The 26,310-nt window shown below is 40.2% G+C and carries 22 protein-coding genes; 11 read left to right on the top strand and 11 right to left on the bottom strand.

What is annotated here, in order from left to right; translation table 11 throughout:
- Positions 1 to 9 precede the first annotated feature (9 nt).
- The 5 genes from KTV93_RS04800 (at position 10) to KTV93_RS04780 (ending at position 6,223) form a co-directional block, all read left to right on the top strand.
- Complete coding sequence (locus KTV93_RS04800) at positions 10 to 2,943, top strand: reprolysin-like metallopeptidase (RefSeq protein WP_218250182.1); 2,934 nt, start codon at positions 10 to 12, stop codon at positions 2,941 to 2,943.
- Positions 2,944 to 3,144: 201 nt separating this feature from the next.
- Positions 3,145 to 3,936, top strand: coding sequence for a hypothetical protein (locus KTV93_RS04795; protein ID WP_218250181.1), 792 nt, complete (start codon positions 3,145 to 3,147; stop codon positions 3,934 to 3,936).
- 140 nt (positions 3,937 to 4,076) lie between these two features.
- Positions 4,077 to 4,826: a DUF6759 domain-containing protein gene (locus tag KTV93_RS04790; RefSeq protein ID WP_230259211.1), complete on the top strand. Its 750-nt coding sequence runs from the start codon at positions 4,077 to 4,079 to the stop codon at positions 4,824 to 4,826.
- A 70-nt stretch (positions 4,827 to 4,896) separates the two neighbouring features.
- Positions 4,897 to 5,574: a tRNA (guanosine(46)-N7)-methyltransferase TrmB gene (gene trmB / locus KTV93_RS04785; protein WP_218250179.1), complete on the top strand. Its 678-nt coding sequence runs from the start codon at positions 4,897 to 4,899 to the stop codon at positions 5,572 to 5,574.
- A 16-nt stretch (positions 5,575 to 5,590) separates the two neighbouring features.
- Complete coding sequence (locus KTV93_RS04780; protein WP_218250178.1) at positions 5,591 to 6,223, top strand: DUF6759 domain-containing protein; 633 nt, start codon at positions 5,591 to 5,593, stop codon at positions 6,221 to 6,223.
- A gap of 110 nt (positions 6,224 to 6,333) precedes the next feature.
- On the opposite strand, the gene rpsB is transcribed toward KTV93_RS04780, so the two are convergent.
- The 4 genes from rpsB to KTV93_RS04760 form a co-directional block, all read right to left on the bottom strand.
- Positions 6,334 to 7,101, bottom strand: a complete 768-nt coding sequence (gene rpsB / locus KTV93_RS04775; RefSeq protein ID WP_218250177.1) for a 30S ribosomal protein S2 — start codon at positions 7,099 to 7,101, stop codon at positions 6,334 to 6,336.
- A gap of 199 nt (positions 7,102 to 7,300) precedes the next feature.
- Complete coding sequence (rpsI, locus tag KTV93_RS04770) at positions 7,301 to 7,687, bottom strand: 30S ribosomal protein S9 (protein WP_218250176.1); 387 nt, start codon at positions 7,685 to 7,687, stop codon at positions 7,301 to 7,303.
- A 5-nt stretch (positions 7,688 to 7,692) separates the two neighbouring features.
- Complete coding sequence (rplM, locus tag KTV93_RS04765) at positions 7,693 to 8,148, bottom strand: 50S ribosomal protein L13 (protein ID WP_027376676.1); 456 nt, start codon at positions 8,146 to 8,148, stop codon at positions 7,693 to 7,695.
- Between the two features lie 172 nt (positions 8,149 to 8,320).
- Positions 8,321 to 8,653 (bottom strand): hypothetical protein, encoded by a 333-nt coding sequence (locus tag KTV93_RS04760; protein ID WP_218250175.1) that lies wholly within the window; start codon positions 8,651 to 8,653, stop codon positions 8,321 to 8,323.
- A gap of 173 nt (positions 8,654 to 8,826) precedes the next feature.
- Here KTV93_RS04760 and KTV93_RS04755 point away from each other — a divergent pair, with 173 nt between their 5' ends.
- The 3 genes from KTV93_RS04755 to KTV93_RS04745 all read left to right on the top strand — a co-directional run bounded on the left by KTV93_RS04755 (position 8,827) and on the right by KTV93_RS04745 (position 16,420).
- Positions 8,827 to 12,189: a methylmalonyl-CoA mutase family protein gene (locus KTV93_RS04755; RefSeq protein ID WP_218250496.1), complete on the top strand. Its 3,363-nt coding sequence runs from the start codon at positions 8,827 to 8,829 to the stop codon at positions 12,187 to 12,189.
- A gap of 78 nt (positions 12,190 to 12,267) precedes the next feature.
- Entirely contained in the window at positions 12,268 to 15,201 is a 2,934-nt protein-coding gene (locus tag KTV93_RS04750) for a T9SS type A sorting domain-containing protein (RefSeq protein WP_218250174.1), read from the top strand.
- Positions 15,202 to 15,292: 91 nt separating this feature from the next.
- Entirely contained in the window at positions 15,293 to 16,420 is a 1,128-nt protein-coding gene (locus tag KTV93_RS04745) for a serine hydrolase domain-containing protein (RefSeq protein WP_230259209.1), read from the top strand.
- Between the two features lie 2 nt (positions 16,421 to 16,422).
- On the opposite strand, the gene KTV93_RS04740 is transcribed toward KTV93_RS04745, so the two are convergent.
- Positions 16,423 to 17,352: an MBL fold metallo-hydrolase gene (locus tag KTV93_RS04740; protein ID WP_218250172.1), complete on the bottom strand. Its 930-nt coding sequence runs from the start codon at positions 17,350 to 17,352 to the stop codon at positions 16,423 to 16,425.
- Positions 17,353 to 17,438: 86 nt separating this feature from the next.
- Between KTV93_RS04740 and ruvC the strand changes: the two genes are divergently transcribed.
- Positions 17,439 to 17,993 (top strand): crossover junction endodeoxyribonuclease RuvC, encoded by a 555-nt coding sequence (gene ruvC, locus KTV93_RS04735; RefSeq protein WP_218250171.1) that lies wholly within the window; start codon positions 17,439 to 17,441, stop codon positions 17,991 to 17,993.
- 47 nt (positions 17,994 to 18,040) lie between these two features.
- Here ruvC and KTV93_RS04730 read toward each other — a convergent pair whose 3' ends face one another.
- The 4 genes from KTV93_RS04730 to KTV93_RS04715 form a co-directional block, all read right to left on the bottom strand.
- Complete coding sequence (locus tag KTV93_RS04730; RefSeq protein ID WP_218250170.1) at positions 18,041 to 18,574, bottom strand: hypothetical protein; 534 nt, start codon at positions 18,572 to 18,574, stop codon at positions 18,041 to 18,043.
- Between the two features lie 16 nt (positions 18,575 to 18,590).
- Positions 18,591 to 20,000, bottom strand: a complete 1,410-nt coding sequence (locus KTV93_RS04725; RefSeq protein WP_218250169.1) for a hypothetical protein — start codon at positions 19,998 to 20,000, stop codon at positions 18,591 to 18,593.
- Positions 20,001 to 20,276: 276 nt separating this feature from the next.
- Positions 20,277 to 20,810, bottom strand: a complete 534-nt coding sequence (locus KTV93_RS04720; protein ID WP_218250168.1) for a hypothetical protein — start codon at positions 20,808 to 20,810, stop codon at positions 20,277 to 20,279.
- An 18-nt stretch (positions 20,811 to 20,828) separates the two neighbouring features.
- Positions 20,829 to 22,220 (bottom strand): hypothetical protein, encoded by a 1,392-nt coding sequence (locus KTV93_RS04715; RefSeq protein WP_218250167.1) that lies wholly within the window; start codon positions 22,218 to 22,220, stop codon positions 20,829 to 20,831.
- Between the two features lie 217 nt (positions 22,221 to 22,437).
- Here KTV93_RS04715 and KTV93_RS04710 point away from each other — a divergent pair, with 217 nt between their 5' ends.
- On the top strand, positions 22,438 to 23,532 hold the full coding sequence (locus KTV93_RS04710) for a DUF4407 domain-containing protein (protein ID WP_218250166.1): 1,095 nt from the start codon (positions 22,438 to 22,440) through the stop codon (positions 23,530 to 23,532).
- Between the two features lie 87 nt (positions 23,533 to 23,619).
- Positions 23,620 to 24,879 carry an MFS transporter gene (locus KTV93_RS04705; protein ID WP_230259208.1) on the top strand — a complete coding sequence of 420 codons (1,260 nt, stop codon included), beginning with the start codon at positions 23,620 to 23,622 and terminating at the stop codon, positions 24,877 to 24,879.
- A 3-nt stretch (positions 24,880 to 24,882) separates the two neighbouring features.
- Here the strand turns inward: KTV93_RS04705 and KTV93_RS04700 are convergent, their stop codons facing one another.
- Together KTV93_RS04700 and KTV93_RS04695 are read right to left on the bottom strand one after the other, a co-directional pair.
- A complete protein-coding gene (locus tag KTV93_RS04700; RefSeq protein WP_218250165.1) occupies positions 24,883 to 25,461 on the bottom strand; it encodes an SCO family protein in 579 nt (192 codons plus the stop codon).
- Positions 25,462 to 26,298, bottom strand: coding sequence for a formylglycine-generating enzyme family protein (locus tag KTV93_RS04695; protein WP_218250164.1), 837 nt, complete (start codon positions 26,296 to 26,298; stop codon positions 25,462 to 25,464).
- Positions 26,299 to 26,310: the final 12 nt, after the last annotated feature.

Below are 26,310 nucleotides of genomic sequence, written 5' to 3'. Positions count from 1 at the left end.
AATTAATCTATGAAGAGAATTTTTACTTCTTTACTTTGCGGATTGATGACAACGGCTGCCTTTGCACAATGGAGCCCCACGTCAATGCAGGGTGAGAAAATTCGAACGGCGTCAAACGTCAAGAGTTATTATTCCCTGGATCTTAATGCAATGAGATCGAAACTTGCCAATGCGCAGGAAACCGGCAGCAACGCTGTTCCCGTAGAAATTAAACTCCCAACCCTTAACGGAAAAATCGAAAGATTTGCAGTCTACAGCTCTCCTGTAGTGGTGAAATCTATTGCAGAAAGATACCAGTTAGGTTCATATGTTGGGGTAGGTATTGATGATCCAAATGCGATCGTAAGATTCAGTGTTGCGCCAAACGATTTCCAGTCGATGGTTGTAAGAAACGGTAATTACGAATTTATTGAACCTCAGAATACAGCTAAATCTGTTTACGGTGTTCATCCGAAAACCAATAAAACAGAAGAAGATAAAGCATTTGTTTGTTCTACAAGTGAAACACCTTTAACCAAGGCGCAAATGGACAAACTCTACATGTCCGGAAAGACTTTTACCAATAATCCTACAGATTTCAGCAAGGCTTCTGATAAAAAATACAGAACCATGCGTCTGGCGATGACTACAAACGGTGAATATACCCAGTATTTTGGTGGTGTTGCAGGTGCTATGACAGCGATTAACGCAACACTTACAAGATGTAACGGTGTTTTCGAAATGGATTTTGGTCTTCACTTAATTCTTCAGGATTTCCCGGCACTTATCTACCCTGATCCTGCCACAGATCCATATTCCACTAGTTTATCAAGCTGGAACCTTGCGGCGCAGAAAGCGATTACTGCGGTAGCTGGTGAAGCCAATTACGATATCGGTCACATGTTCGGCGCTTCCGGAGGTGGCGGTAACGCAGGCTGTATCGGCTGTGTATGTATCAGCCCGCCATTGAACGGTTCGGGTGTGCCTACTGCTAACGGTAAAGGCTCGGGAATTACTTCTCCGGCTGACGGAATCCCAATGGGAGACAACTTCGATATCGATTATGTAGCCCACGAAATTGGTCACCAACTGGGTGCAAACCATACCTTCTCAATGAGTCTTGAAGGTACAGGACAAAATGTTGAGCCAGGCTCAGGTTCTACCATCATGGGATATGCAGGTATTACCAGCCAGAATGTTCAGCAGCATTCGGATGCTTATTTCCACGTAAATTCCATCATTCAGGTACAAAATAATCTTATCTCCAAAACGTGTGATATTGAGACTTCGGTGAACAATAATCCACCGGTGATTACCGCAATGGCAGATCTCACCATCCCGAAAGGTACCGCGTTCGTCTTAACTGCTCAGGCAACTGATCCGGAAAACGACCCGATGACTTATACATGGGAACAGGTTGACAATGCGTCTTCGGGTACAACCATTGCAAACTTGGGAACACTGACCAACGGACCTACATTCAGATCATGGACTCCTACAACCAATCCGACACGTTATTTCCCTAAACTTTCTACAGTTTTAGCTGGAAATCTTAAAAATAATGCGGATTGGGAAGCGGTTTCTACAGTAGCCAGAGCGACTAATTTCCGCGTTACCGTACGTGATAATAACGCAGATGTAGCACAGAAGCAAACCCAGTCTGCTCTACAGAAAGTTACAGTACATGCAAACGGACCTTTCAAGATCACTTCTACCAAGGTGTATAACAATGCTCCGGGACCATTGACCTGGGATGTTGTAGGAACTAACGCCGCGCCTTTCAACGTAGCTAATGTTAAGATTGATTATACATCGGATAACGGTGCTACGTGGACCGTACTTGCAGCTTCTACACCAAATGACGGTACTGAAGATTTCAGCTTTGCATCTTTTCCAACCGATACTGCGCTGAAAGTTAGAATCTCTGCAATCGGTAACGTATTCTATGCCATTGCGCCTGTTACTGTTTCAGCAATTGTTGCGTGTGACGGTACTGCTCCTGCAGGGCTTAATGTTACTGCAGTTACAACAGTATCTGCTCTTGTGGCATGGGATCCTATCGCAAGCGCAACTTATATCGTAAGATACAAGAAAGCAGCAGACGCAACATGGACAGAAGTTCCGGTAAGTACCAACAGTTATACCATAACAGGTCTTGATGAGGGTACGGCATATAATGTACAGGTAGCTTCTGTTTGCACAGGTACAACCGGCACTTATACAGCAGTATCCAACTTTACAACGCTTATGCTTGCATATTGTACACTTACCTCTACTAACTCAAGTGATGAGTATATTTCTAATGTTACAATCACTGCGGAAGGAGCTGCCGGTGTCAACAGTACTTCTGGTGCATCTACGTACACAAACTATTCTACAGATCCCGCTAGATTAGTACGTTTGGCTAAGGGAACAAGTAATAATACAATCTCTGTAACTAAAGCGTGGACAGGTACGATTTATAACGAAGCAATTACTGTATGGTTAGATTTCGACAGAAGCGGAACATTTGATGCCGATGAAATCATTATGTCTTCTTCAGCGGACAAATTGACTCCGGTTACTGATACCTTCTCGGTTCCAGCAGATGCTTATTCTGGTGATAAAACAGTTGGAATGAGAGTGGCGCTCAGATTCAGTACGCCTCAACTTAGTCCTTGTGGTACTTATACTTATGGCGAGGTTGAAGATTATGCAGTATTGATTTCACCAACCTTAGGTGTGAATGACAATGTGAAAGCAAATGCTGTTCAGGTATATCCAAACCCTGCAATTGATTTGCTGAATATCACTAAAGTTTCTGATAAGACAACCTATACCATCTTCAATATGGCTGGTCAGGCTGTATCTAAAGGTAAAGTGTCTAACAATAAAGTACAGGTTTCTCAGCTCGAGAAAGGTGTTTACATGATTGCTGTTGATAACGGTGGTGAAGTAAGCCAGGTGAAGTTTATCAAAAAATAAGTTTCATTATCTATATTGTGAATCCCCGGAATACCACCGGGGATTTTTTTTGAGCCAGTTCATCCTTTTTACATTCCTTTAAAGCGTTATGACTTTGGGATTATTTAACAATTTAACCCTCAGTTTAACCTAACTTTAACCGCAAAACTGCATCTTACTGCTGTATGAATCTGTGATAAATCACTTATTTTTGCCCTCTATATGAAGAAATTTTTTCTGCTCCTCACTTTACTGCTTATCTCGAAAATGCAGGCACAGTTTTTTTCCGGAGAAATTATCATCAGAGATAATTCGGTGTATTACCTGAATCAGGTTTATGTAACCAACCTTACTTCCCAAAGTACGGTTTACACAGATTATTTCGGTGCTTTTAAGATCCCGGCGAAACCTGGCGACATCATTCGATTCACCTCAATTGTTACCGACAGAAAAGATGTAACGGTCAGCGCAGAAAACCTTCAGAATTTAAACAATTTCGTAGAACTGAAGATCGCCTATTATGATATTGAGGAAGTGGTGATCAGTAAATTTAAACCTACCGGAAACTTACGAAAAGATGTAAGCTCCCTGAAAACTGGAGAAAAGGCGCTGGCACTTCAGAAAATGATCGGATTACCGGCTCCGAAAGGCGACGGTACGCCACCACAACTCCCCGTAGCAGGGCTTGCAGGCGGAGGTCTTACATTCAGTATAGAAAGTATATACGATATCTTGTCTGGCGAAAGAAAGAAGAAAGAACGTGCACAACAGTACGAGAAAATGAACAGTGCGGTAACCGGGATCAGGAATTACTTCGGCACCGAATATTTTACCAGTCTTAAAATTCCTGCAAATTACATCGATAATTTCCTGCAGTTCGTGTATACCTCAGATAATATCTTACCTTACGTACAAAGCAATAATTACGAAGCAGTGTCGGTTTACATTGAGAAATATCTGCCAATTTACCAACGTAGACTGCGGAATTCGCACTTAATGGAGATTACGAAGTGATTTTTCGCGATTTTTAATTTTTTATGTTAAATTAAAAGTTTTATATTTGGCGGCTCGTTATTTAGGATTTAGTGTCCTGCTTTATATTAACTCATAAATTTCACTGAATGTCTTTTGTTAAAAATTTATTTTGTTTTTTAATGTTGTTGTCACTCTGTAATCTCTCTGCCCAGCGCAAAGGCAAAGATTTCAGCAATATTCTTCGCAGCTACAATATTTACGAAATTGATTCTTACCTGCGTATCGCCCACCCGGATGATCCGAAACGTTCTGTACTGAAACCACGACTTGTAAAACTGTTGAACGACTATATTAAGACGGCACATCCTGCAGATCAGAGAGTGAAGGATTTTCAGGAGAAGCTTGCTATTCTGAAACGTAAACCTTCCACAAGAATAAGTTTCGATGAGATGAATGAAATCATCAAACAAAAGCAGATCGCAAAATACCGCGAGGAATCGCAGAAAAAACCGGGCACTTATGTAACGAAATCATATGGCAGTGCGGGAACCTCTGCACCGGCCACTTCAGCAGGCGGCGCGTCCTCCGGATATGTAAATCCCGAAGAAGCAGAATTCGAGATGCTGATGTCTGTAAATCCGATCGAACATAAGAATAATACAGTAAAAATCCTTAATTCCCTTTTTGATAACGATCCCAACAGTAAAGAAAGTATCGTACTGATCGAAAACAAATCCAAGTGCAATATTATCATGAGAATTGAGGGCGTTGGCAATACAAAATACAGGCTCGCAATACCCGCAGAAAGCGATAATACCATTGTGGTGGCAAAAGGTGATTATCTATTCAGCAGCCTTCTTTGCGGTGCACAGTATGCATCACAGAAAACCGTGCAGAAAGCGGTGATGGTAGCTCTTGGAACAAAATAAATATTAAACCCATAAAAAAAGTGGGTACTGAACAATTTTATTTATTTTTGCACGTTTTTGAATGTAGAAAATGGGTAAAAATAAACTGGCAAGGTTTGCCGAGAACAGAACACTTAAGAATGTATTTCAGCCAACGAGAGAAGAGGCGCTAGACAACTACCATTTGAAAGGAAAGTGGCGAAGCGAAGTCTTCAGAAACGACAATCCTATAGTTTTGGAACTTGGTTGCGGAAAAGGAGAATATTCCGTAGGACTGGCAAAAGCATTTCCCGAAAAAAACTTCATCGGAATAGACATCAAAGGCGCCAGATTTTGGTTTGGAGCCAAAGAAGCAATTGCAGAAAATCTGACCAATGTGGCATTCCTGAGAACACAGATTGAGCTTCTGGAAGGTTTTTTCGCACAGGATGAGGTTGATGAAATATGGATTACTTTTCCGGATCCTCAAATCAAATTCAAGAGAACAAAGCACCGCATGACCAATCCGGAATTTCTGGATCGGTACAAAAAAATGCTTAAAAAAGAAGGCACAGTACATCTGAAAACAGATTCTGAATTTTTGCACGGATATACACTTGGGTTGCTGCAGGGGCAGGGCCACGAGATTATTTCTGCCCATCATGACATCTACGGAGCGCCGGAATACGAGCCGGGAACTCCGCTTTTAAGGGAAATAAAAACTTATTACGAGGGTTTATTTTCGGCGAAAGGCAAAACGATTACCTACATTAAATTTAAAATCAAGTAATTCCTGTTTCTCTTTAATGACGAAAACATTTTTTATGCTTGCGGCGTTCAGCTGCATGTCTCTTGCTGCCCAAATACAGAACAGCAATATCCTGAAAAGTACAGACGCAAAAGAAATTGAAGCGTTTCTGAAGACCGCCCAGCGCGATGATCCGCGGCGGGGCACCCTCAACACTAAATTGGCAGCCCTTAAAAAGTCCAATCAGGGAAAAACTCCCGTCCAACTTGCGACAGCGAAATCTGTAACTCCCCAAAATTCAAAGTTTGCAGACGTTCAGAATGAAGATGAAGAATTCCGCAAGCTTACCGCCGGAAACCCCGGAGCGCACGAGCAGAAAACCGTAAAACTGCTGAACCAGCTTTTTGATAATGATGTGACGAACAAAGAAGCGATTCTGCTGATCCAGAATAATTCCGGCTGTAACATGATCATCAGGGTACACGGAAAGGAATCATACAATCTCCCTGTCCGTGCTGGCGGCGAAAACTTTGTCGTGCTGAAGAAAGGGAATTATCAGCTGAGCGGCAATGCCTGTAATGCAAATTATTCATCCTCAAAAAGTATTGCCAAAAATACAGTTGTTACGTTAAGCAGCACAGGAAGCAATTTACCTTCCGGAAAATATGCACAAAACGCTGGAGGAAACTAAACTTTATGATTAAAAGGAAAATGTACCCGAGCTTTTGCCGGGTATTTTTTCTAAACAAAAAAAAGGTTCAGAAATTTTCTGAACCTTTTTCAATATCTGAAGATAAAATCTTATTCTGCAGCAGTGTCGAAATCTGCATCAGCCTCAGCTGATACTTTTTCTCCTTCTTCTTTAGATTTTTCTTTATCTGCTTTTCTTTGAGACAATCCGTCTTTGATAGAACCTGAAACTACGCTAAGGATCATATCGATAGATTTAGAAGCATCATCATTTCCTGGAATAACGAAATCTACTTTTCTTGGATCTGAGTTCGTATCAACGATAGCGAATACAGGAATACCCAATTTTTTAGCTTCGGTTACTGCGATGTGTTCTTTCATAATATCAACAACGAAAATTGCTGAAGGAAGACGAACCATGTCAGAAATTGAACCTAAGTTTTTCTCAAGGTTAGCACGCTGACGGTCAACCTGAAGTCTTTCTTTTTTAGATAAAGTTTCGAAAGTTCCGTCTTTCTTCATTTTATCAATGTGGTTCATTTTCTTAACAGCTTTACGGATGGTAACAAAGTTAGTTAACATTCCACCTGGCCATCTTTCAGTAATATAAGGCATATTAAGTTCAGCTGCATATTTAGCAACTACTTCTTTCGCTTGTTTCTTTGTAGCTACGAAAAGAACTTTTTTGCCTGCAGAAGTAATTTTTTCCAAAGCGTTACAAGCCTCGTCTAATTTTACTGCTGTTTTATGTAAGTCTACAATGTGAATACCGTTTTTCTCCATAAAAATGTATGGAGCCATATTTGGATTCCACTTTCTGGTCATGTGACCGAAGTGTACACCTGCCTCTAAAAGGTCTTTAACATTTGCTTTTGCCATGTCGCTTTTTTGTTTTTAGTTTACGTTCCGCTTTTTCGCAATCAACTTTTCTTTAGATGGGAGAAAAGTTTGGGTGCTAAACTAAACGGGGCATTTTTGCTTTTGGCTTCTTGCTTTTGGCAATCAGCTTACGGCGGTTAATGAAATTTTAAATAATTGGTGCAGCCAACGGCAAAGAGCCATTCGCCAAAAGCCAATCTTAACGTTTTGAGAACTGGAATCTCTTTCTTGCTTTCTTCTGACCTGGTTTCTTTCTTTCCACCATTCTTGCGTCTCTTGTAAGCAATCCGTGTGGTTTAAGCAATAATCTGAATTCAGCGTTGATTTCACATAATGCTCTGGAAACTCCTAATCTGATAGCTTCTGCCTGACCAGTAATTCCACCTCCGAAAACATTCACTGTCACGTCATACTGACCTGCAGTTTCTGTCAATAAAAATGGCTGATTAACTTTGTAAACCAAAACATCAGTTCCGAAATATTCCTTAGAATCTTTCTTGTTAATAGTGATAACACCAGAACCTGGTCTCACATAAACTCTTGCAACAGAAGTTTTTCTTCTTCCGATTTTATGAACTATTGACATATTAATTATTTGAATTCGTTAATATTAATAACTTTTGGCTGTTGAGCTTCATGTTTGTGTTCAGTTCCTTCATATAAATAAAGGTTGCTGAATAACTGAGATCCTAATCTGTTTTTTGGAAGCATACCTTTTACAGATTTTTCCAATACTTTTAAAGAATCCTTTTTCTGAAGTTCAAGAGCAGTCATTGACTTCTGACCTCCTGGATACCCAGTATGCCAAATGTAAGTCTTGTCAGCCCACTTGTTCCCGGAAAGGGTTACTTTCCCAGCATTCAAAACGATTACGTTATCTCCGCAGTCTGCGTGAGGCGTAAAATTCGTTTTGTGCTTTCCTCTCAAAATCTTTGCAACCTTAGAAGCTAGTCTTCCTAACGGTTGTCCTTCAGCGTCTACCACAACCCATTCTTTATTAGCGGTAGCTTTGTTAGCTGAAACTGTTTTGTAACTTAATGTATTCACACTTTTTCGTTTAACGATTAAACATAATTTTCCCTAAATAGGGTGTGCAAAGGTAGAGATTTTTTTCGGAACTGAAAATGTTTTGGGAAAGATTATCCTAAGAATTTGAAAATGATGTGGTTATTTCTTTCGTCGAACCAAAGTGATGGTCTTTTTAAGAGAATAATTCAGACTATTTTCTCAGCGATTTAGAGCTTTTAAAACTCGCAAAAATATAGTACGCCACAAAAACCATCGAAAATTTAATAACAGAAGGAACGGCTTTCTCCAGATCAAACAGGAAAATTCCTATAACAACCAGAACCGCCATTCCGATAAAAGAAATTCCCAGCTTCTGAGGTAAAGTGAATTTTTCATCATCAAGAAAATACGCCATTCCCCACGCAGCACCGAATGCAAAACCATAATAAAGATCCAGCGCCCAACCCTCACTTCCCAAAAGAAAATAATTCAGAACAAAACTGATTAATGTTCCGGCTAGAAGATAAATTAGGGCGCGCTTCATATAATATAGGTTTCCGCAAAAATATTGAATTTTATATGAATAGACAGAATTGAATATGTTTCTGTGAATTGAAATCCGGTTTTTTAAATACAAAATATTTTGAATCAGTAAGTTGCTTCCATTTTTAAATTTTATATAAATGTTTATCTTTGAAAACTATCGAAAAATCAATTATGGAAACCCAAAAATATTCCCCAAAAAACAAAATCCGTATCGTTACCGCCGCCGCATTGTTCGACGGACACGATGCTGCAATCAATATCATGCGACGCGTCATCCAGGGAACCGGCGTTGAGGTCATTCACCTCGGTCACGACAAATCTGCGGAAGAAGTGGTGAACTGTGCAGTACAGGAAGACGCCAATGCCATCGCACTTACTTCATATCAGGGCGGTCACAACGAATATTTTAAATACATCTATGATCTTTTAAAAGAGAAGAACGCGTCACACATCAAAATTTTTGGCGGTGGCGGCGGTGTAATCCTTCCCGAAGAAATTAAGGATTTAATGGATTACGGCGTAACGAGAATTTATTCTCCTGATGACGGCCGGGAACTTGGCTTGCAGGGAATGATAGATGATCTCGTACAGAAATCAGATTACGCAACCGGTGAAAACATCAGTGTTACAGATTTGGACAAAATCAATTTCGAAGATTCAAAATCAATTGCAGAAGTTATTTCTGCTGTTGAAAACTTTTCTGAATCGAAACCAGATTTAGTAAGAGAAATCGATGAAAGAGCAAAAGATTCCACCATTCCGATCATCGGGATTACCGGAACCGGAGGTGCAGGAAAATCTTCATTAACTGACGAACTGGTACGCAGATTCATCCGTTCCAATCCGGAGAAGAAAATTGCTATTATTTCAATCGATCCATCTAAAAAGAAAACGGGCGGTGCGCTTTTGGGCGACAGAATCCGTATGAATTCCATCAACGATCCGCGCGTTTATATGCGTTCGATGGCAACTCGTGAGAATAATGTTTCGGTTTCTCCGCACATTCATTCCGCTTTAAATATTTTAAAGATTGCAAAACCTGATGTCATCGTTCTGGAAACTTCCGGAATTGGTCAGTCAGGTTCCGAAATTACGGATATCGCTGATGTTTCGATGTACGTCATGACACCGGAATATGGTGCTTCAACGCAGCTTGAGAAAATCGATATGCTCGATTATGCAGATTTGGTAGCATTAAATAAATCCGACAAACGCGGTGCTTTGGACGCTTTGCAGGCGGTAAAAAAACAGTTTCAGAGAAATCATCTGCTGTTCGAGCAGCCTTTGGAAGAAATGCCGGTTTACTCGACAAAAGCAAGCCAGTTCAACGATTGGGGAACGACTGAACTTTACAATGAATTAATTAAAAAAGTAAATGAAAAGTTCGACGGATTAAATCTGAGCGGATATATCGAGCAGAATGTATCCGAAGAAACTACGATTATTCCGCCCAAAAGAGTCCGTTATCTGTCCGAAATCGTGGAAACCAACCGCGCTTATGATAAAGATGTGGTTGATCAGGCTTTGACTGCACAAAAATTATATCAGCTTCAGGGCGCAAAAAATATTCTTGAAGACGATGCAAGTTCACAGCAAATCATCGAAAAAAGATACGAGAGCATTAAAAAAGACCTCAGTCACGAAAATCTTGAATTCCTTAACGGTTGGCACAGTTTCAAACTGAGACACGAAGCCGATGAATACACGTATCTCGTTCGCGGAAAGGAAATAAAAGTGCAGACCAAATCGGAAACACTTTCCCATTTACAGATTCCAAAAATTTCTTTGCCTAAATTCCAGGATTGGGGCGATTTGATCAGATGGAAAGGTCAGGAAAATGTTCCGGGCGCATTTCCTTTCACTGCCGGAATTTATCCGTTCAAAAGAACTGGTGAAGATCCTACAAGAATGTTCGCTGGGGAAGGCGGACCGGAAAGAACCAACCGCAGATTCCATTATGTTTCGGCAGATATGGACGCGAAAAGACTTTCTACTGCTTTCGATTCGGTGACGCTTTACGGTCAGGATCCAGCGTTTCCACCCGATATTTACGGGAAAATCGGTAATGCGGGAGTTTCTATTGCGACTTTGGATGATGCCAAAAAACTGTATTCAGGTTTTGATTTGGTCAACGCGATGACTTCAGTTTCGATGACGATTAACGGTCCGGCGCCAATGCTGCTTGCATTTTTCATGAATGCCGCCATCGATCAGAATTGCGAAAAATATATTCAGGAAAATAATCTTTGGGATAGAGTAGAAGCTGCTTTAAAACAGAAATTTGATGATAAAGGACTTCACCGTCCAACTTACAGCGGCGAACTTCCGCCTTCCAATAATGGTTTAGGTTTAAAATTGCTCGGTTTAACGGGTGATGAAATTCTTGATGCTGATGTTTACGCAAAAATTAAAGCGGAAACCATCGCGACAGTCCGCGGAACCGTTCAGGCAGATATTTTAAAAGAAGACCAGGCGCAGAACACCTGTATTTTCTCCACAGAATTTGCTTTGAGGCTGATGGGCGACGTTCAGGAATATTTCATCAAAGAAAAAGTGAGAAACTTCTATTCGGTTTCTATTTCCGGATATCATATTGCTGAAGCCGGTGCTAACCCAATTTCCCAACTGGCATTTACGCTCGCAAATGGTTTCACGTATGTGGAATATTATCTGTCGAGAGGAATGGACATTAATGAATTTGCGCCAAACCTTTCTTTCTTTTTCTCCAACGGAATCGATCCCGAATATGCCGTAATCGGTCGTGTAGCGAGAAGAATCTGGGCAAAAGCAATGCGTGAAAAATACAATGCCAACGAAAGAAGCCAGATGCTGAAATACCACATTCAGACTTCCGGCCGTTCACTTCACGCTCAGGAAATCGATTTTAATGATATCAGAACTTCGCTTCAGGCTTTGTATGCGATCTATGATAACTGCAACTCGCTTCACACCAATGCCTATGACGAAGCGATTACTACGCCGACAGAAGAGTCTGTAAGAAGAGCGATGGCCATTCAGCTGATTATTAATAAAGAATTAGGATTAGCGAAAAACGAGAATCCTTTGCAAGGTTCATTTATTATTGAAGAACTGACGGATTTGGTTGAAGAAGCCGTTTATGCAGAATTTGACAGAATCACCGAAAGAGGCGGAGTTCTCGGCGCCATGGAAACCATGTATCAGCGTTCGAAAATTCAGGAAGAGTCCATGCACTATGAATGGCTGAAACATACCGGCGAATATCCGATCATCGGAGTGAATACTTTCCTTGGAAAAGACGGTTCACCAACGGTTTTGCCCGGCGAAGTCATCCGTTCCACCGAAGACGAAAAACGGCTGCAGATTAAAAACCTGGAGAACTACCAGAATGCAAATTCAGCAAACACCGAAAATGCTTTAAAACAACTGCAACACGGTGCCATCAACCAGCATAATTTATTTGAACTGATGATGGATGCGGTGAAATACTGTTCTTTGGGACAAATCACAAATGCCTTGTTTGAAGTCGGTGGAATGTATAGAAGGAATATGTAGTGATGTAATATTTTTTAATTCCAAAATCTCTTAAATTTATTTAGGAGATTTGGTATATTTGGTGAAATTAATAATTATATGAAGAAAATTTATATTTTGCTCCTTAGTTGTCTTGCATTAATGTATTTTGCGCAGACACCCCTAGATTTAAAAAAACTTTATCAGGTTAATACATTTAACGGTGGGACAATTTTTAAAACAGTTTTTGATGACGAAGCCAAAAATATTACGGTTGGCTACTCTAATGGGCCATTTACTTTGGGACCAGAAGATTTTTCCACCTCTAACACTAACAGCCTTTTTATTTACAAGACCAACAGCCAAACCGGCGAAAAAATTTGGAGTAAAAAAATTTCACCCGATTCCCACGGAAGCATCATACCTTACCTACTTTATTCGAAAAATAATTATACCTATATAGGCTTTCATTTTACAGGATTACTGACGGTAAAAGGTATAACCTATGATTCTAATGAGAAAAACTGGATGGTCGTTAAGCTTGATACAAATGGTAATATTCTTTGGGCTACCGCTACAGCACAGATGGTAAAAAGAGATTACTTTGATATAAGTGTGAATAATGAAAATATATTCGCACTTATGAACAATAATGTATTTCGAATTGATGATGTGACTGGGGAACTTCTTTCTTCTTTCTACCATGCCAATCTAGTTTTGACAACCTTGAAATCGCGAAGTGATGCTCTTTTTTTAGGAGGAAAGGCTACGACGGATTTGTCCATTGGCACTGAGTTACTGACTAAAAATGCAGCAGTTGTGATTAAAACAGACTTAGATTATAATGTTACTTCAGCACTGCAGTTTTATGGAAGCGAATCAAGTTTTAATTATATAGTGGATATTGAATTTTTAACTGATGAAACCCTAAGTTTTGTTGGGATGAACGCTAATAAGGTCAAAGCATATGGAGAGAACGGACTCGTAGCTACATGTGACTACAATATGAGTACAGAATTGCAAAGTAATTTGTATATGGGCCGCATTTCGACAGATTTCACCGATATGAAATGGTTTGGTGGCAACGCTGTGAGTTCATCATTTCCGAATCAAGGTGTAGTTCAGCTTTTTCAGTTGCCAAATAGAAAGATCAGTTTATACTACTCACCCAAGAACGTAAGTAGTGTGGTGAATAACTATAACTTCTTTAATTCCAACCACGTGGTGCCCAACAACGGCAGTATAATGATCAATTACGACGAAAACGGATATGAAACATTTGACCATGCAGTATTTATCGGTAATACTTCTAAAGGGTTTGATTCAAAAATTATCAACAGTTCAAATTATAGTGGATTGGTTACGGAAAATGTTGTAAGTGTATATGAGGCCTCTAACGCTTACAATTACCAGGTAAACTACACCCATCAAGCTCACAGTAAAAAGGGGAATATTATTCTTCAGGCAGTAGAAACTCAACCAGATGGAGGTTTCTACAGTGATGCAATTACGCAGGGAACTCTACTGAATTTTTTCGGGCAAAATATTGCTACTCCGTCAAATCAAACTTATTTGCGTATTATTTCGAAAGTTAATGCGGATGGAACCCTAAAGTGGAAGTCAGGCGTAGAAGGTATTGAAGTCTCAGGATCCAATTTATACAACCCTACAAGATCCTCAGTATTTACAAGGGTCGGAAAAAGTTTATCTGTATCACGTTGTGATACTTTTAATAATTGTAGACAATATAAAAATGATGGATATGTTGTGATGCCCGGCACTGAAGGAAAAGTTATTCTTACAGCTTTTTCAGAAAATGGCGAAATGGAGTGGATGAAAACTATTAGCGCCCTGTTTTCCAAATATTCTGTTTTTCAAAACAAAGGTGATTATTTTATTGCCGGAACTGTAAACAATTCATTTGCGATAGATAATGCTAATTACGATGTAACCGCCTGGATTGATACGGTAGTGATTATTAAGATTACTGCCGTTGGGGTAGTAGAATTTGTAAAAACATTTCCTTTTATAGACGTGTACGAACATATATTGATTTCGTTTGATGAAGATGATAATATGTATGCATTCATGGAACCAATAGATTGGGGATCAAATCCTGCTACGCAATATCAATTTGGCAACGTGATTATACCAGGCAATCCTGTTAACCCGGATCTTCTTATGGTGAAATTTGACAAGAATGGAATTGCGTTATCAGGAAAGAATTTTACTCAAAATACCGTCTCGGCAGGGGCATATTTGAGCGATGCTAAATACAATGGGTATGATTTTATTCTTTATGGAGGATTATATAGGTCAGGATCAGCAACTTATGGATTAGAAGGGCAGGCATATCAATTACCTGTGGGGATGCAGAACACTTCGGCTCATAATTTCATAGCAAAGGTTTCCAAAAGTGGTGACTTGATTTGGGAGACCCCCATTTTCTCTAAAGCGTTCGGTTATGGGAAAATTGGTCTCGATATGCAGTCAAATATATTTATTCATGGGTATTGGAAGGAAAAATTAAACATTAAAGATCAGGAAATCGGACTTTCACCAATAGACCTTTCCCTTAATGTTATAAAGTTTACTAATCAGGGAAATTTAGAATACAGCACAGAGGTTGGTACTACACCTTTTATCAGATATGGTACATCGCTGGCACCTCAAAATCTTAACGTTCATGCCCAATCTAACGGAAAAATTGTTATTTCAGGAAATACGGCAGGAACCGAAATTTTAGGTAGTGGAATTGATTATCTTAATGGAGAGAGTATATACGTGGCGTACCTTGAAGAAGAAGTACTTAAAACAGCTCATGCAAATACTCAGCAAGTATTTATCTATCCCAATCCAACTACCGATTTCATTTTTATAAAAAGCAAGAATAAGATACATAATACTGAAATCTATGATGCGTCAGGAAGAAAAATGATTGTCAAATCGATTTCAGAAAACCAGTTAGATGTTAGGAATTTGAAAAAAGGAGTTTATTATATAACAATCACCTTAGATAAAAGTTCAATTAGTTCGAAATTTATTAAAAAATAACTGAACGTAAATAGCATTCGCACAAACACCATGTCAGATTCCTGACACGGTTTTTGCTATTAAGTGATTTCAAATATAAATGAATACCGTCTTGCAAAAAATCTACTTTTATACCTGTTTTTTGTTTCTCTTCACCACCATTTTCTGCAAACAGGAGACGGAAGAGGCTGTTGCTAAAGAAATATACTTAGCGTCCGTTATCGACAGCACCATTACCGCCTTCCAGAAAAAATTACTTGCGCAGCAGATCGATTCGGTATTTTCTAAAACGAAATTTAACGGAAGTATTTCTATCGTACAGAACGGCGAAAAATTATATGAAAAGGAAAATGGAATTGAAGATTTTAAAACTAAAGCTAAACTTGACAGCAATTCGGTTTTCGCGATTGGTTCGGTGAGCAAGCAGTTTACGGCCGTGATGATTTTAATGCTGGAAGATCAGGGAAAGCTCAATACTAATGATAAAGGCTCCAAATTTTTACCCGAATTTCAAAATAAACAGTTTGAAAACATTACTGTTCATCAATTATTGAATCACACTTCCGGAATCAGCGATCTGGGAAACGGCCTTCATTCAAAACCCGGGAAGGAGTTTAATTATTCCAACAAAGGTTACCGGTTTTTAGGGGAAATTATCGAGAAAGCTTCGGGGAAATCTTACGAGGAAAATGCAGAAGAACTTTTCGGTAAGGCTGGAATGCTTCATTCTTCTACGGCTAATGTTTTTAACGGAGATCATTTTGCGGGAGCTTATCTGGGAAATCCTTCCCGCTTTGAAAGAATTGAAAATATGCCGAAACGGCTTTCCAATAAAGAAATTTCCGTCGCTGCTGGCGGAGTGTTATCCACTGTGAATGATTTGCACCGCTGGAATACTTCATTATACAGCGGGAAAATCCTAAAACCGGAAACGCTGAAGAAATTTTTGCAGAAGTCGTCAGAAAATCATCATGCGATTTTAGGCAAAGTGGGTTACGGATACGGGATTATGATTAACGAAAGGAAACAGCCGTCCTATTTCCACAGCGGTTATGTAAAAGGTTCGCCGTCACTGAATATTTATTATCCCGAAACAAAAACTTCCGTAGTAATCCTTTCGAATATTGCCGATGAAAGCAAAGGGAAGAACGGTTTTTTTGTTCCGCACAAAGAAGTGAAAAAAGTGACTGAAATTATTGAAAATGCAGTGACTGATCTTCGAAAAGAAATGATAAAATAAGTTTAACCGCCTAAAGTTTTTCTCAGCTCATCCAAAAATCCTGCAAAACGTTCCGGTGTTTTTCTGTTTTCAAAACCTGGAATGAACTGATGTTTTTCAAGAGTCTTCTCTGTTGATATTCCAGCAAGCATATTGCCGTAAACAAACTCGTTCGAAGCTTCCAGAAAATCTGCCATTTCTTTTAAATTGGATTTATTTCCTGTCGTGAGTTCCGGTTTGTTGGCGTGACCGAAAATAAAAGCCGTATCATCATCAAAGGTTTTTTGGGCTTTTTCCAGGACTTTAATCCAGTTTCTGGAATCTGAACCGTCGGCAGTACGGTAAACGGGAATCATGTTATTGAACATTAAATCTCCCATGTGAACCACATTGTCTCTCTCAAAATGATACATCACGTCACCGAAAGTATGTCCGTTCCCGAAATGATAACCGGTTATTTTTTCATTTCCCAGATCCATTTTATATTCCTTTTCGAAGAGTAATGTAGCATATCGCTGTTCGCCAAGTTTATTGCTTTTTTCCGCAGCCTTCCTCTGAAGTTCGGGAACCCGGTTGTGAGCAAGAATTTTGGTCTCCGGATCTTTAAAAGCGATGTTTCCGGAAGTATGATCACCGTGATGATGCGTGTTACAGAGATAAAGTACAGGTTTCCCTTTAACAGAAATTCCGTCTAAAACAGGCTGAACGGAATCGGGAAACTGAGAATCGATGATAATGAAACCGTCTTTCGTTTCAAAAATTCCAACGGTTCCGCCTTTGTTCGTGTATCTGCTGACATTTCCACGGACATTGGAGAGATTACCTGCACCTAAATTTAAAGGATCAAAAACAGTTCTGTTAGAAACAGATGAGGTACAGCTCAGCAAACCTGGCGCAAAAGCCAGACCTAAACCTGCGGCAAATGTGGTGGCGAGAAATTCTTTTCGGTCCATTTTCAATATTTTTATTAAAAGTAAACTTTTTTTTATAAACTCTAAGTTGAAGGAAAATTACCGATAAGTTGCTTAAATTTGCCGCAATGCAAACCGAAAAAATTATCTTGGGAATCGACCCCGGAACCACCATTATGGGTTTCGGACTGATTTCTGTCGTAAAAGGAAAAATGGAAATGATCTCGATTCACGAATTAATTCTGAAGAAGTATCCTAATCACGAAACCAAACTTAAAGTGATTTTCGATAAAACGCTGGCACTTATCGATGAATTTCATCCAGATGAGGTGGCGCTTGAAGCACCTTTTTTTGGCAAAAACGTACAGAGTATGCTGAAGCTCGGGAGAGCGCAGGGTGTGGCGATGGCTGCCTCGCTTCATCGTGATATTCCCATCACTGAATATTCTCCGAAGAAAATCAAGATGGCAATTACCGGAAACGGAAATGCGAGCAAAGAGCAGGTCGCCGGAATGTTGCAGAATCTTCTAAACCTTAAGGAATTTCCTACTAAATATCTCGATGCTTCGGATGGATTGGCAGTTGCGGTCTGTCACCATTTTAATTCAGGAAATTTGGTTTCCGATAAGAGTTATTCGGGATGGGACAGCTTTCTGAAACAGAATCCCAACCGTTTAAAATAAAAAACTCCTTCAAAAATATTGAAGGAGTTTTTTATTTTTATTAAATTTTAAGGTTGCCAGAAAGACCATTGTGTACCATTAAAAACCGCAAGTATTTTGTTTGCGGAATCATATACCATCATTCCCGGGGCGGGATTTTTAATGTTGAGGTGTGGTGACGGTACCTGTGGTAAAATCATGGCTTTATTCGGATCCGAAAGGATTAGAATCCCCGGTACCTGAGCCTGAGGTATTGCGGAAGGCCCGATTACGGTTTTTGCCGTAGGATTTTCTGCGATAATTACCAGCGGATTTACGATACTCTTGGTTTTCGCGGCATTACCGGTGAGGTTTTGCCACGTTCCGTTCCCTAATTTTAACTTCATGATTCTATCACTATGATCCATAATCAAGGTTCCGGGAACAGCGCTGGTTGCATCTGCGACTGCAACATACGGCAAAATAATCCCACGCTCTTCTGCACCGAATTCCATTGAAACCGAGGAGTTGGTTACTTCTGTTTTGGTACCGGGATTAATTATGACCTGTGCGAATATTAAAGTGGAAAATAAAAGTGACGATAGCGTTAAAAATGTTTTCATGTATTTTACTTAATAATTATAAAGAGGGACATGTTGGTGTAGTGAAAGTATGCCACGCGGGTGCAGCATCACCAGCTTTCAGCGTGTAAATTTTTGGCTGGCCGTCACTCAGGTCAAAAACCATCATTCCTTCTACAGGAATTAGGATCGCGCCGGTATTTTCTACTCGGTTAATTACAAAACCTTTGGTTTGTGATTCCAGTGCCATATGTCCGCCCTGAGCTTTTTCCGGCCAAAAATCCGGAGTGGTTGATGAAAATACGCCCGCTCTTCCCAATGCTGTAATTCCGAATTTTGTAGGGTATTTATTGACGGGATCCATCACAGGATCTCTATAACACGCACAATTGATGGAGCCCGCAGGGCTTACTTCCAAAGTTACGGTTGTAGTTGAAACTACCTGATAGGAAGTAGGTGTATTATCGTAAGGGTAAGAAACTGTTAGAGAATAAACATAGGTGCCATCGAGTGCGAAAGGCCCCAATGAAGGATCCGGAATGCTGTTGGCATCGCCAGGCGCTGTAAAACTGCCTATCAGGGGACTGAAGGTGTAACCTGCCGGTCCGCTCTCAAGTTTAAGCTCATAATTCACAGTCTTGCCTGCGGGTACAATTCCGGTAAAACCTGCGGTGAGGTTTACAGGTGTAAGGATGTCGCCCACGCAGACCTTAAGCGTGCTTAGCGAAAGTTGCGCCGCTAAACTTCCACCGTAATTATTAAGCTGCACAAATGTATATGGTGAACTTGAATCGATACACACTCCATATTCTGATTCTACCAAAGTGCCGTCGGCATTGTAAAATTTGATTTTTTGATTTCCTGTACAGCTGATCCCAAGTTGCTGTAGACCGTTAGATCCTAATCCACTTTCGGTACCAACCGCGTTGTAATCGGTAATAATAATGGAATTCCCGCTTCTAAGACCAAGTGACGAATTCAGTGCTTTGAAGTAAAATACACCACCTAAAATATAAACATTTTGTTGATCACCAAGCAGTTTAAGTTCTACGGGGCCACTTTCTAAGTTTATTCTTCCGACATTGGGTCCGGAGGATACCGATGAATATACATTCACGACAGGATTATTTGCCAGAATATAAAGATTACCGAAATAGTAAGTTTGGCTTGTATTTACCGTCACCTCCGTTCCTTGGGTTATAAATACGTTATAGTCACCCTGAGCAGTGGATGTAGTTCCCACGCCAGGTGCGGTTGTTGCAGGAATCCAGGCGCAGACACCTCCTGAACAGCTATAAACTTCCCAGGTGGAAGCTGCAGTCCAGTTACCGGTGATTTTCGAACGGTAATCTCCTTGTATAGGCGGTGTGGCAGCCTGTGCGGCGATAGAAATGGTTAGTAAAAAGAAGGCAAACTGCAAAAGTTTCAATGATAACTTTCTGTAAGAAAAAATAGAATATTGTTGCATTATAAGTTTAGATTTTTCTTTAATCATTCTGGGAATTGCTGCGACAAGCGTTCGGGAACAATATTAACCAGATAACCATCATAGATTTTATTTTTGGGATAAATATAAAGCAATTATTTGGGATATTATGTTAATTAGCTATGAAAAAAACTAATACAATGAAAACCAGCAGGTTTAATACATAAACCTTCATGCAGAATGGTAAGATATTCTAAAAATAAAATCTCCTTCAAACAATAATGAAGGAGATCTTATTTTAGAAAATAGTAATTCTTTTTAGGGCTTCCAGAATGACCATTGTGTACCGTTATAAACGGCCAACATTTTCTCCGCAGCATCATATACCAGCATTCCGGCGGCAGGATTTTTAATATTTACGTGAGGTGAATTGACTTTAGGTAAAATCATAGCCTTGTTTGTGTCAGCCAGGACAAGTATCCCGGGCACAATAGGCTGAGGTAGATTTGAAGAGCCAATGATAACCTGTGCTGCAGCGTGATCCTGACTGGTCGTGGGAGCATTTGAAAGATTATTCACTTTTGCAGCAGCACCCGTAAGGTTTTGCCAGGTTCCGTCAGCCAGTTTTAATTTTACTGCTTTGTCGGCCGGATCCATAATAAATGTTCCTGCTACAGCGTTTGCGGCAGCTGTTTCCGCCACGTACGGAAGAATTATTCCACGAGATTCATTTCCGAATTCCAGAGACACAGAATTGTTGGTTACCGAGGTTTGGATGCCGGGGTTAATTATAACCTGGGCGAACATAAAGGGTGCTGTAAGCAACCCGAAGATTGATAAAAAATTTTTCATGTATTGTGTTTTAGTGCTTTAAAGACTAGGGCAAGCCGGAGTAGAAAAGACATGCCACGCGAATAAGGAATCGCCGTCTTTCCGGGTGTAGATTTTGAGTTTACCGTCACTTAAATCAAAAATCATCATTCCTTCAACGGGAATTGCGATTGCATTGGTATTTGCTACCCTATTGATAACAAAACCTGCTGTTTGCGATTCGATGGCGATATGGCCGCCTTCTCTAAGATTTGGCCATGAATCCGCTGAGGAACTTCCGTCAGTTCCAGCTCTGTCGAATGAACTGATTCCCAATTTTGTTGGGTATTTGGCGGAGTTATCCCTTGCAGCATCTCTATAGCATGCACAAGCCGCACTGCCGGCAGGTCGCACCGTGATAGTTACCTGCTCAGTGGATGACATGGTATAACTCGCATCGAACAGATAAGATACTGTCAAAGAAAAGATATAAGTTCCTGGTATCGTAAGTGCGCCTAAAGATGGGTCCGGAATACTGGCTGCCGTACCTGGGTCGGTAAATGTTCCGTTTAAACCTGTATAGGAATAGCCGGCAGGCCCGCTGACAAGTTGAATATTATAAGTGATGATTTTACCATCGGGAATACTTCCTGTATAATTGGTTAGTAATGTTGAAGAACCCCCAGCGCATAACTGAGCAGGAGATGCAGTTAGGATAGCGGATATGCTGCCTCCGTTGTTGTTCAATGCCACAAAATTGTAGTCGGAATTGTTTCCGTTGCAGACCATATAATTTTGTGCGATCGTACCGTCAGCATTGTAAAATTTCACCTGCTTATTACCGGTGCATCCATTTTGTAAAGGTTGAAGTCCATTGGAGCCTAAAATCTGGTTTGTTCCGTTATAATTGTTAACTACAAGGGCATTTCCTCTTAGTAAACCCACAACGGTATTGTTAGTTTCGAAATAAAGAACACCTCCAAAAATAAAGATATCCTGGTCATTTCCCCACAGAAAGAAGTTTACACCGCCGTTTGGCCCGGAAAGATTAATTCTTCCCACATTTGCGCCGGAAGAAACAGCGGGCTGGACATTTGTAAGCGGATTGTTAGCTAAAATATAAAGATCGCCGAAATAATAAGTTGCACTGCTGTTAACGTTAATTTCCGTTCCAGGCGAAATATATACATCATAAGTGGCTTGGGACGCAGCTGTTGTTCCCTGCCCGGGATACTGTACTGCAGTTTGCCAAATGCTGCCATTATAAACCTCCCAGTTTGCTGCGGTGGTCCAGAGGAAAGGCCCAGTGCCCGTCTGTGTTTTTGACCGGTAATCACCCGAAGTAGCTGGCGGAGCAGATTGTGCGTAAGCTGAAAAGGATAATAAAAGTAAAATTAGTGGGAAAAGCTTTTGTATCAGCTTTCCATAAGAAAAGATAGAATTTTTTTTCATTGTGTTTTGTTTGCTTTCAAAGCAACAAGCAGCTAATTCGTAGAAGACTGCATTTGTGTTCCCGCGAAGATATAGCTTATGGTTGTCATCTAATGACAATCACGTTCAGTGTTGTAAAGTATCAAATATTTACTTGGTTAAACCTAATACTATTTGTAACATTGTTACGTTTTTAATGACAAATTATTTAAGATTTAAGCATCAAAAATTTTAATTAATGAAAAAACCTACTCAATATATACATCCTGTAAGCCACAAAATGAATTGGTTTCAGCACTTTCTGCTCGTGTGTTCAGGCGGGAATATTCATATTTTAAAAAAATCTCCCTCGGAATGGAATAAATTTGCGGGCATCGGCGGAATCGTGCTGTTCACGGCTATTTTTGCTACGCTTTCAGCGGGATATGCGATGTTTACAGTGTTCGATGATTTATGGATTTCTATCGGTTTTGCAGTTTTGTGGGGTTTAATGATTTTCAATCTGGACCGTTACATTGTTTCATCGATCAAAAAAACAGGAACATGGTGGAACCAGCTTTTAATGGCAGTTCCCCGACTTATTTTAGCGGCATTTTTAGGCATTATTATATCAAAACCTCTGGAGCTGAAAATCTTTGAAAAAGAAGTGAACAAACAGCTTAACACCATTATCCAGAGAAACAAAACCCAGCTTCAGGCAGAAATGAACGGCCGGATTCTTCAGCAAAGCGGCCCTTTCGAAACTGAGAAAAAACAGATTGCATTGAAGATCGCCGATTATCAGAAGTCTTATGATTCCGCTGCAGTGGAGCTTGAAAAAGAAATTTTGGGGAAGCAAAGCGGCTTAACCTCGGGAAAAGTAGGTTTCGGTTCCAATGCAAAAAGGAAAGCAGAACTCAAGGAGCAGCGCCGCCAGGATCTGGAAAATTACCAGAAACAAATGGTACCGAGGCTTGAATATCTCGACAAAGAAATATCTAAAGTCTATACCAACATAGAAACTGAAAGGAATAAAACCGAAACTTTTGAAGACCGATTCAATGGGTTTGCAGCGCGGCTTCAGGCATTAGATGAACTTGGGAAAAACACTCCAATCATCGGCATTGCCGCCGCTTTTATCATGGGACTTTTTATCTGTCTTGAAATTTCTCCGGTTCTCGTAAAGCTTATTTCTTCTGTCGGGCCTTACGATTATCTTTTAGATAAAACCGAAAATGATTATCGCCTTTATGCCAAAGAAAAAATTGAAAAAGGAAATGCCGGGACCGATTGGCGCATTGATGATTTTAAAGAGAAATTAGCAAAAGGAAATTCCGAAACATTTTCTGAATAAATTTCTTAATCTGTATTATATCATTCCCGAGAATAGATCGCCAACCGCCACTACTTCCTATCTTTATCGTTAAGATTTTTTGGAGAAGTGGAAGTAACATTTAATAAACGTTGGCTTATTGCCATCATGGGAACGCTTACCCATTTGGGTCTGGGAACCGTTTACGCCTGGAGTTTTTTTCAGAAACCGATTGCCGAAACCTACGGCTGGACCAACAGTGAAACTGCCTGGACATTCAGTTTGGCGATTCTGATGCTGGGAATTACCGCTGCATGGTGCGGTTCCAGAATTGAAAGATTCGGAGCAAGAAAACTGGCTGTAAGCGGCGTCATTCTATACGCTTTGGGTTATATTATTTCGTCTTTTGCCTTGAGTTCAGGCTCGCTTTTTCTGCTGTATTTCGGTTTTGGAATTGTTGGAGGAATTGGTCTTGGACTGGCTTATGTAACCCCCGTGGCGGTGGTTTTAAAGTATTTTCCCGACAAAGCCGGTCTCGTTACAGGTATGGTGGTGATGGGTTTCGGACTGGGCGCTTTGGTCATGTCGAAAGTGCTGGCGCCGTTTTTCCTTGAGACTTTTAATGAAAATCTGCCGCAGGTCTTTCTTTTTATAGGAATCACGCTTTTGTCTGTGCTCCCGTTTTTAGCTCAGTTTTTAAGGATTGAAAAAAGCAACGCAGATTTACAATCCTCGGAAAAAATCAGCGTTTTACCTTATGTTATGAAGGCAGATTACCTGATTATATGGCTGGTTTTTAGTTTCAATATCATTGCGGGAATGATTTTTATTTCGTTTCAATCTCCATTGCTGCAGGATCTTCTGAAGTCGGGAGGTGTTTTTGATATGCAAACATTAGAGGCTAAAGGTGCAACATTAATTGGAATCAGCGCGCTTTTCAACGGCATTGGAAGGTTTTTCTGGGGAAGTGTTTCTGATAAGATCGGGCGGATTGTTACTTTCCGGCTGATTCTTCTAATTCAGATTTTTGTTTTTATAATGCTTATCAACACTTCGGATGTGATGCTTTTTTCTGCGGGCGTATGTATTATTCTTTTGTGTTACGGCGGTGGTTTCGGCGTAATTCCTTCTTTAATTAAAGAAAGATACGGCAGTGCTCTCGCAGCATCTATTTACGGAATTACATTAATAGGATGGGGAATCGGCGGGATTTTCGGGCCGCAGATTACGGCGTTTATGATTGATCACTTCCCGGAAAATGCTGGGAATTATGCGTACTTCGTTGGATTGGTGCTCCTTTCTTCCGGATTGGGACTGTTATTTCTTATAAACACAAAAAATGCCTCACAAGATGTAAGGCATAAAAAAAAATCACTAAAATATAAGTAAAAGTTACTTCAGTTGATTCACAGTTTTTGCAACCGCTTCCGAATTAATTCCGGAGCCTTCTTCCTGGCTTATGAGTTCACCGTTTCGGTTGAAAACACTGATAATGTTAGAGTGTGAAAATTCAATGGGCGAAATTTTTTTATACTTCACTGCAAGAACATTCGCGAATTCCCGTGTCGCTTCTTCATTGCTTACGAGGAACATCCATGGAGCCTGATCCATATTCCGGTCAGCAGCAAATTTTTTCAGCACTTCGGGTGTATCATTGGTCGGGTCGATGGAGATGAGGACGAGTGAAGTATCATCAAGTTTATCTTTCTCAATTTTCTCATGAACCTTTTTCATATCTGCCACAAGAATTGGGCACGCAGTTCTGCAGCTTGTGAAAATCATTACCACCACCAGATTTTTGCGTTTCAGATCTTTCAGATGAAGTTCTTTACCATCCTGATTCTTCCATTTTGAATCGAGCAGAAAAATGGAACTGCCGGCGTTTTCTTTCTTCGCATTTTCCTGTTCCTTATTTTCTTTGCAGGAAAAAAGAATCAGTGCTGAAAAAAAGAAAAGAATTAAATTTTTCATTTATTTAAGGTTTTTAGCGCATCTGAAGCCTAAATTTTCAACCGTATAGTTGGCTTTAAGACTCGAGCGGAAAGCGTAGCGCATAAAAGAAGCATAATTAAGAACGTCGTTGGCACTGGTAGCTGCTGAAGCGCAGAAAAGTCCTTTGTCATCGTATTCGCCGGTTCTGGAATCACTTGTTGTCATGATAGAATTGAAGTCTTCCGTCCATTCCCAAACTAAATCGAACATATTGTATACGCTCCAATAATTGGGTTTTGAACCCTTTACCCTGTTGCGTTCGCGGAATTTTTCGTTGTAAAGATTAATAAGATGCGATGAATAACCCGGTTTGTTCCGGGCATTCGCGGTTTCTTCATCGGCCATTGCAACATATTCCCATTCATCCATCGTTGGTAGCCGTTTGCCTGCACTTTTTGCATAAGCTTTCGCGGCGAACCAGGAAACAAAAGTTACGGGCGCTTCCGGATCTGCATTTTTCGGTAAAGTTTCATCATTCTGCCAGTCTCTCAGATAAGTTTCGTCGGCGAAGATTGCTTTTACATTGCTGCGTTTCCATTTGGGATTTTTCTTAACAAAATCGAGGAATTCACGGTTGGTTACAGGTGTTTCATCGAGTAAAAAATCCGGCACTTCAACCAGCGAACTGTCCCCGCCGTAAAAAGGCTGGTATTTTCCGCCTTTAATGGTAACCATCTTCACCTCTGGATTTATTTTTACATCCTGCGTTCCAATGACTAAATTTTTCCCTGAAGTTTCGGCAACGACATCTCCGCAGCTTTGAAAAATAAAAAAGAAACCGCTGAGGTAAAGAATTGTTTTAAAAATTGCACCCATGGCAGTTTCTTT

This window comes from Kaistella faecalis, assembly GCF_019195395.1.
In the GTDB taxonomy this organism is placed as follows: domain Bacteria; phylum Bacteroidota; class Bacteroidia; order Flavobacteriales; family Weeksellaceae; genus Kaistella; species Kaistella faecalis.
This window is presented reverse-complemented; position numbering and strand designations above follow the sequence as displayed.

Coding starts and splice junctions, on each gene's coding strand:
- KTV93_RS04730 (WP_218250170.1), bottom strand. CDS start 18,574: ATGAAAACATTTTTAACGCTATCGTCACTTTTATTTTCCACTTTAATA.
- rpsI (WP_218250176.1), bottom strand. CDS start 7,687: ATGTCAATAGTTCATAAAATCGGAAGAAGAAAAACTTCTGTTGCAAGA.
- KTV93_RS04715 (WP_218250167.1), bottom strand. CDS start 22,220: ATGAAAAAAAATTCTATCTTTTCTTATGGAAAGCTGATACAAAAGCTT.
- rpsB (WP_218250177.1), bottom strand. CDS start 7,101: ATGGCAAAAGCAAATGTTAAAGACCTTTTAGAGGCAGGTGTACACTTC.
- KTV93_RS04720 (WP_218250168.1), bottom strand. CDS start 20,810: ATGAAAAATTTTTTATCAATCTTCGGGTTGCTTACAGCACCCTTTATG.
- trmB (WP_218250179.1), top strand. CDS start 4,897: ATGGGTAAAAATAAACTGGCAAGGTTTGCCGAGAACAGAACACTTAAG.
- KTV93_RS04800 (WP_218250182.1), top strand. CDS start 10: ATGAAGAGAATTTTTACTTCTTTACTTTGCGGATTGATGACAACGGCT.
- KTV93_RS04695 (WP_218250164.1), bottom strand. CDS start 26,298: ATGGGTGCAATTTTTAAAACAATTCTTTACCTCAGCGGTTTCTTTTTT.
- KTV93_RS04790 (WP_230259211.1), top strand. CDS start 4,077: ATGTTGTTGTCACTCTGTAATCTCTCTGCCCAGCGCAAAGGCAAAGAT.
- KTV93_RS04725 (WP_218250169.1), bottom strand. CDS start 20,000: ATGCAACAATATTCTATTTTTTCTTACAGAAAGTTATCATTGAAACTT.
- KTV93_RS04740 (WP_218250172.1), bottom strand. CDS start 17,352: ATGGACCGAAAAGAATTTCTCGCCACCACATTTGCCGCAGGTTTAGGT.
- ruvC (WP_218250171.1), top strand. CDS start 17,439: ATGCAAACCGAAAAAATTATCTTGGGAATCGACCCCGGAACCACCATT.
- KTV93_RS04750 (WP_218250174.1), top strand. CDS start 12,268: ATGAAGAAAATTTATATTTTGCTCCTTAGTTGTCTTGCATTAATGTAT.
- KTV93_RS04795 (WP_218250181.1), top strand. CDS start 3,145: ATGAAGAAATTTTTTCTGCTCCTCACTTTACTGCTTATCTCGAAAATG.
- KTV93_RS04755 (WP_218250496.1), top strand. CDS start 8,827: ATGGAAACCCAAAAATATTCCCCAAAAAACAAAATCCGTATCGTTACC.
- KTV93_RS04780 (WP_218250178.1), top strand. CDS start 5,591: ATGACGAAAACATTTTTTATGCTTGCGGCGTTCAGCTGCATGTCTCTT.
- KTV93_RS04710 (WP_218250166.1), top strand. CDS start 22,438: ATGAAAAAACCTACTCAATATATACATCCTGTAAGCCACAAAATGAAT.
- KTV93_RS04700 (WP_218250165.1), bottom strand. CDS start 25,461: ATGAAAAATTTAATTCTTTTCTTTTTTTCAGCACTGATTCTTTTTTCC.
- KTV93_RS04760 (WP_218250175.1), bottom strand. CDS start 8,653: ATGAAGCGCGCCCTAATTTATCTTCTAGCCGGAACATTAATCAGTTTT.